This is a genomic window from Aeromonas cavernicola (genome assembly GCF_002795305.1).
GTDB classification, from domain to species: Bacteria; Pseudomonadota; Gammaproteobacteria; order Enterobacterales; family Aeromonadaceae; genus Aeromonas; species Aeromonas cavernicola.
This window is the reverse complement of the sequence record NZ_PGGC01000214.1, coordinates 1-6,882: the sequence shown is the minus strand read 5'-3', so window position 1 is coordinate 6,882 and position 6,882 is coordinate 1. Positions and strand designations below refer to the sequence as shown.

General features: G+C 58.7%; 6 protein-coding genes. 5 read left to right on the top strand and 1 reads right to left on the bottom strand.

All coding sequences use genetic code 11. From position 1 onward, the window contains the following. The 5 genes from CUC53_RS17880 to CUC53_RS17860 all read left to right on the top strand — a co-directional run. Window positions 1–2,051 (top strand): type I polyketide synthase (locus CUC53_RS17880; RefSeq protein ID WP_157798323.1); only part of this gene is annotated, 2,051 nt, incomplete at its 5' end. A 77-nt stretch (window positions 2,052–2,128) separates the two neighbouring features. After that, window positions 2,129–2,809, top strand: coding sequence for an ABC transporter ATP-binding protein (locus tag CUC53_RS17875; RefSeq protein WP_100295361.1), 681 nt, complete (start codon window positions 2,129–2,131; stop codon window positions 2,807–2,809). Then, entirely contained in the window at window positions 2,806–4,014 is a 1,209-nt protein-coding gene (locus tag CUC53_RS17870) for an ABC transporter permease (protein ID WP_100295360.1), read from the top strand. Before CUC53_RS17875 ends, CUC53_RS17870 begins: the two co-directional genes overlap by 4 nt. Then, window positions 4,007–4,840, top strand: coding sequence for an outer membrane lipoprotein-sorting protein (locus CUC53_RS17865; protein ID WP_100295359.1), 834 nt, complete (start codon window positions 4,007–4,009; stop codon window positions 4,838–4,840). The genes CUC53_RS17870 and CUC53_RS17865 overlap by 8 nt, the downstream gene beginning before the upstream one ends. Before the next feature lie 2 nt (window positions 4,841–4,842). Then, window positions 4,843–6,114, top strand: a complete 1,272-nt coding sequence (locus CUC53_RS17860; RefSeq protein WP_157798322.1) for a hypothetical protein — start codon at window positions 4,843–4,845, stop codon at window positions 6,112–6,114. Window positions 6,115–6,191: 77 nt separating this feature from the next. On the opposite strand, the gene CUC53_RS17855 is transcribed toward CUC53_RS17860, so the two are convergent. Continuing rightward, on the bottom strand, window positions 6,192–6,882 hold a 691-nt coding region (locus CUC53_RS17855), incomplete at its 5' end, for an HAD-IA family hydrolase (protein ID WP_100295357.1).

Genomic DNA, 6,882 nt, shown 5'->3' with positions numbered 1-6,882 from the left:
GCGAAATAGAGCTGCAGCTGCAGGGGCTGGAACTCAACTACAAAGACGCCATGAAAGCCATCGGCCTGCTGAGCGAGAAGGCACTGAGCGGTACCTACTTTGGCATGACCATCGGCATGAGCGGGGTGGGGGTAGTGACCCGAGTCGGGCCAGACGTGACTGACGTCACCGTCGGCGACACCCTAGTTTTTGGTACCCGTGACATGGCCAAACGTTACGTCACGGCCCGGCTTGATAACGGCTTCTTTATCAAGGTGGACCCGGCCGCCAATCCGGTCGACTTCGCCGCCATGGTGCCGCTCCTGACCGCGCAGTACAGCGTATTTCATGCCGCGAACGTGCAGCCCGGTGAAGTCGTGCTAGTCCATGGTGGGGCGGGCGGGGTCGGCATGGCCACCATTCAGGCCGCCAACGCCGCCGGAGCCATGGTCATCGCCACCGCCAGCTCACCAGAGCGGCGCGATTTGGCCCGCAACATCGGTGCCCATCATGTACTCGACTCCCGCTCCCTCAATTTTGTGGAGGAGATCTACGCCCTGACCCATGGCCATGGCGCCGATGTGATCATCACCGCGGCCCCTGGCGAGATCATGGCGGCCAACCTCAAGGCGGCGGCCGAGTTTGGCCGCGTGGTGGAGGTGGGCAAGCTCGATATTTTCACCGCCAGAAGCCTAGACCTCTCCCCTTTTGAGAAGAATCTGGCGTTTATCTCGGTGGATATTGACCGGATGACGGCGTTTCGCCCGCAACTGGTTCGCCAGTTGCAGCAGGAGATCTTCGCCATGGTGGCCCAGGGGAACTACCCGCCCCTGCCAGGCCACCTGATCCCCCTGAGCCAGATGGCTGACGGGTTCGAGATGGTGCAACGCTCTACCCACATCGGCCGGGTCATGCTCGATTTCAACGACCCGAACGTGCAGATCAACCCCGCCACGCCGCAGGTCAAGATCGATCCCGAGGCAACCTACCTTATCAGCGGCGGCTTCGGCGCGTTCGGTCTGGCGACCGCCCGCTGGCTGGCTGGCCTCGGGGCACGTACCCTGCTGCTGCTCAGTCGCAGCGGCGCCAGCACCCCTGAACAGCAGGCGGCGGTCAGTCAGCTGCAAGCGAGTGGCGTCAATGTGATCAGTGAGCGGCTCAATATCGCAGATCAGGCGGCAGTGACCGCACTGTTGGCTGACATTCGTCATCGCCTACCCCCAGTGCGCGGGGTGTTCCACACGGCAGGGGTAGTGCAAGATGGTCCTTTCAGCGTACTGACTCGACTGGCGATGGAAAATGTGATGGCACCCAAGGCGATGGGGGCAATAAACCTGCACCGCGCCTTGGCGGACACGGGCACCGACGTAGATTATTTCGTGCTCTACTCCTCAATCAGTTCGGTGGCGGGTATTGTGCCGCAGACCTCCTATGCCGCCGCCAACAGCGCCCTAGATCAACTCGCGGCATATCGCCGTCGCCAAGGCTTGCCTGCCCTTAGCATCAACTGGGGGGCCTTGGCAGGTGGCGGGATGGCCGAAGCCTCCGAGGAGGTGATCCGCTACTTGGCAATGATGGGCTTGCACTCTATCGACATGGATCGGGCCTGCGACTACATGGCGATGGCCATGGCCCACGAGGTCACCCAAGCGGTCATCTGTCACATCGACTGGGAAACGTGGTCACGAGCCTACGGCGCCTCTGGCACCACCTTGCGATTTGCCGATATTGTGCAAACCGCCAGCAGTGGCAGTAGCGCGGGCAATGAAGTGTTGCTGGGTTTGCTGGCGCTGGCGCCAGAAGAGCGCGTCGATGCCCTGGCCGCAATCCTGATCGGCCACATCACCTCGGTGATGGGCATCGCTGCCGAGGCCATCGATCTCCAGACCCCCTTGTCGGATCTGGGGATGGACTCCCTGATGGCGGTCGAGCTCAACTTGCGGATCACCACCGCCATTGGCGTCGAGCTGTCCGTGTTGGAGTTTACCCGCGGCGGCGGCGTAGCAGCACTGGCCGCACGGTTGCTGCCACGGATGATAGAAGCCGCGGCAGCCAAGGCGGCAACCGCGTAATCGTGGTAATCCTGCGTGGGGGGACGATCCCCCCACGCCCTTTTTTGGGTCTTGATTAGTCGATCACAGGAGTTGATGTGACCCCATCCCTACCCCGCTTGGCACTTTGCAATGTGACCAAAAGTTATCGCGTCGGTGGCGAACAGATCAACGCACTTCGCAACATTCAATTAACGGTCCCCGCTGGCGCGTTTATCGCCATCCGAGGGCCCTCTGGCAGTGGCAAGAGTTCACTGCTCAATATCTGTGGCCTGCTCGATAGTCCTGATAGTGGCAGCGTGCTGCTTGAGGGCAAAGAGGTTGGCAAGCTAGACGAACTGGCCAGAACCCAGCTGCGCCGCGACTACCTCGGCTTTGTCTTTCAAAGCTACAACTTGGTGCCCGTGATGACTGCCCGCGATAATATCGAGTACCCCTTACTGCTGGGTAATCTGCCCGCCCGCGAACGGCGCAGGCGGGTCGATCGGCTACTCGAGCAAGTGGGCTTGGCCGGCATTGCGGATCGACGGCCCGATCAACTCTCCGGTGGCCAGCGGCAAAGGGTCGCCATTGCCAGAGCCTTGATCAAAGCCCCGCTGCTGGTCATCGCCGATGAGCCGACCGCCAACCTCGATACCCGCACCGCCAATCAGGTCATCGATCTGATGAAGGCTCTGGGTGCAGAGCAGAGCGTCACCTTTTTGATCGCCACCCACGACGATCGCATGACCCGGCACTGTGATCAGATCCATGTTATGACCGATGGAGCACTGCGATGAACGCTTGGTATCTGGCATGGTGCAACATGCTGCGCAACCGCAGACGCTCGTTGGTCACCGTGCTTATCGCCGCGCTAGGCTGCTTTTCTGTTTTGGTGGCGTGTGGCTTTGCCCTGCACACCTACCAGATGCTAGAAGAGGGAGCCGCCCGTGAATTTGGCCATATCACGGTCACGACCCCTGAGCTGGGCAAGCGCCATGAAGAGAAGCCCATGCAATATGGCATTGATCACTATCGCCCGCTGATCCGTGATCTGGCAAGCGTGCCCCATGTCACTGAGTTACTACCCAAAATAGCCCTGTCAGGCTTGATCTCCAATGGCGATAACTCGATCCCGTTCGTTGGCTACGGGATCGAGACAGACAAAGTGTTAGCCACCTTGGGCAGCCTGATTACTATCGAGCAACAAGTCCCCCCCTCGACCTGGCATGAACAGGGCGCGTTACTGGGCAGTACCCTCGCCAAACAGTTGAATGTGCAAGTGGGCGACGCCGTCACCCTGTTGGCAGCCACCACCGAAGGCAGCATGAATGCCCTGGATCTGGTGGTAAATGGGATTGTCTCGACAGGGTGGCAAGAGGTGGATGCTCGCTTGGTCTATTTGAGTGTTGAACATGCTCAGCAATTGCTGCTGACCGATCGGATCAGCTCCTTTTCCATCCTGTTAGATGAGATGGGTGCCACGGCCACCACCGTGGCTGAACTGGCAAGCACCTATCCCGCCTACCAATTCACCCCTTGGTGGGAACGCTCATTTTATTACCAATCGGTGCGCAGCTTGTACGATCGGATCTTCGGGCTACTTGGCATCATCATCGCCATGTTGGTGTTTTTCTCGATGTCTAACACCCTAGGGATGGCGGTGACCGAACGCACGCGGGAGATCGGCACGTTACGCGCCCTTGGCACCTATCCCCGTGAAATTGTGCTGCAGTTTTGGCATGAAGGGATCTTGATCGGGGCACTGGGAACCGTGATTGGCACTGGTTTAGCCCTGTTGGTCGTTGTCCTATTGCCGTTTGCTGGCCTAGAGATGCCGCCACCACCGGGACGTACCATCGGATACCCATTACTTATCAAGGCGTCATTGCCGCTTTATCTGATCACCACCCTGACCATTATCACTGTTTGTGGGCTCGCCGCTTGGTATGTCAGCCGCAAGGCCAGCCGCAAGCCCATTGTTGAGGCGTTGACCCATGTTTAACCTATTACTCTCCCCTGTTGCCCCTGCCCGCTTATTAGCCCCATCTCGCTGCCTCCCATTGCCACTGGCTTGGCTACTGATGGCGGCCCCGGTGCTAGCCGATAACCGTAGCTTGCTCGAAGAAGCCGATGGCTACCGTCTCCCCTCCGCTTCAGCCAAAGTAGAGGCGCTGGTTGAACAATATCGGGCCGACACCCTCGATAAACAGCGCCAATATACCGTTTATCTCAAGCCTGATCGGCGCTCTTTGGTATTAATGAAATCCCCCAGTGAAGCGGGCCAAAAAGTCTTAATGCTGGCGGATAAATTCTGGTTATTCATGCCCGCCAGCCAGCGGCCAATTCGGATCACCGCCGCTCAGAAATTGGTGGGGGATGCCTCAACTGGGGACATTGCCAACATGACTTGGAGCGGTGACTATCAAGTCAACCACGTGGCCGATGCCCCCTGCCCGCAATTGCCCGCCGCGAAAAAAATCGCCTCATTAGCCGCGCAGGAACCCACCTCCACCCAGTGTCTTAAAGTGGAGCTGGCCGCTGCCTTAAAAGGAGTGACCTACGCCAAGGTGGTGCTTTATCTCGCCCGCGAGAATAAATTGCCGATCCAGGCAGACCTTTACGTGAGCTCAGGCAAAAAAGCCAAAGAGGCGTGGTATTACGCCAAAGAGCTGGCAGGCAGAACCCGGATCTCAGACATGGTGCTGTTCGATGAAATCCAGCCAGAGCGCTATACCGTGATCCATTATCAAACCATCACCCCCAAAGCCGTTCCTGATGAACTCTTTAACCCCGCGGCCTTGGTCAGAAATACCTTGCAACAGTGGTAACTATGTCTCGTTCTTCGCATCCTTTTTATTCACTCGCACTGGTCATGACGGGGTGGTTAACTACCCCCAATGCGGCATCAGCTAGCCCATCGTCCTCTCTCGCCGAGGCGTGGGCTGCAGCCGAGCTTCATGCGCAGCTCGCCCTCTCCCCCATGGTGTTGTCACCAACCATGGATACCCCCTACCCCCTGTTAACCGAGCGAGAAGCCGCCGCGCAGCAGTATCTGAACGCCACCCTGCAGATGAATGAGTGGAACTTGGCCGGCACGGTGGAACAGCAGCTGCGCGAGCATCACGCGCCGCAATACACCTATACGCTCAACCAATGGCATTACGACCGAATGCTGTCGCCACAGATCGGGATCACCTTAGGCAAAAAGGTCATGACTTGGGGAGTAGGATTTGCCTTTAAACCCCTCGACCTTATCCAGCAAGAGGACCTACGCGATGTCAACCCGCTGCCAGCAGAGGGGGTCTATGTCGCCGCGCTGGATCACTATTCAGACACGACAGCCTTGTCCTTGATCGGCTCGTTGTTCGCCGAACCGCCGCTCAATAGCCAGCACCGAGAACCCAGCCTCACCTTACGCTGGTATCAACTACGCGATGACGATGACCTCTATGCTATCGCCAGATACTCCTCGCCACGGACGCTGGAGTTTGGCGCAGGGTTCACCCATGTCATCGACGACAGTTGGTCAGTGTATGGCGCCGCCCTCTATCAACATCATCAGCAGCGCCTGATCAACCAGCTAACCAGCAGTGACACCCTGTTTGCCACTGATGATCCGATGCAGGCCAGCAAGCTCGGCGCGGGGGAAAAGCTCTTAAGTGGTGTGCAATGGAGTGATGGGGTGGGCCTGACACTGGTGGCAGAAGCGTGGTGGAACAGCGAAGCCTATCGCAAGGCAGATTGGCAACGTTTAACTGATTTGACCCAACGCCAACGTGCATTGGGTGGCACCGTGCCCGCGCAACTCATCAACGGTAATACGGCGTGGTCTAGCCAAGCGTTTCTGGCAGAGAACCTCTTGCAGCAAAATCTCTTCTTGCACCTCGGGTACGATGACCAACACCGATTAACACCCTACGCTGAGCTGCAAATATCGCCGCAAGATAGGAGTGGTCTGGCGACGGCGGCCATCACCTGGCAAAACGATGCCCACCGCCTCACTCTCGGCGCTCGCCATGTGGTGGGGCCAACTCAGGCTATCTACCGACAAATGCCGATTAAGCAGTTAGTGTGGGCACAGTGGTGCTGGTCGATCTTGTGAAGCACAGCCAAGGTGCGACCACGCTCCCCACCACAGCGCCATCAGTTGACGGTGACGTGGTGGGGGACAACCTAGGATTAAGGCCGCTCGCCGGCGGCTAACCGACGGTTGATATCAGCGATCACAGGGCCAATATCCGCCAACGTATCAATGACATAGTGGGCACCTGCAGCTCGTAACTTGGCCTCTGCAGGGGTCCGTCTGGCAGCGATTTCGGCCTCGCTCATGGCGGTGAACTCATCCCAAGTGGCACCAAACTCGTTGCCGGAAACCGACAATCCCACCGTCCACATCCCCGCATTTAAGCCTTCGCTGATCCCCGGCACCGAGTCATCAACCTTGATGGCGCGGTGCACTCCAGCAATGCCCAGTGCAATCACATTGGCCAGCGCCATCCAAGGACCTGGGCGGGCGCCAGCAGCCAAATCATCGCTGGCAACCCAGTGCTCTGGCTGATAACCGTGAGCCGCAGCTGCAGGCACCAGCGCCTCCATCACCGGACGGGGATAACCGGAGCAAGAGCCAATCCGCAGCCCTTGGTCTCGTAGCTGATTAAGCACCGCCAACACCCCAGGAATAGGCGCGGCATAACGGGCCACGGCGGCAATCTGCAGCGGCATAAAGGTGCGATAGATGTGGTCTACCTCGGCGTGGCTCATGGGGTGACCAAAGCGGGCCTGCCAGCCGATGGGGTTAAGCAAATGGCAGCATATCGCCACCTTAGGCACACTGCCGTCGGTCGATGCCCGCTGGCAGGCCCGCTTTGGT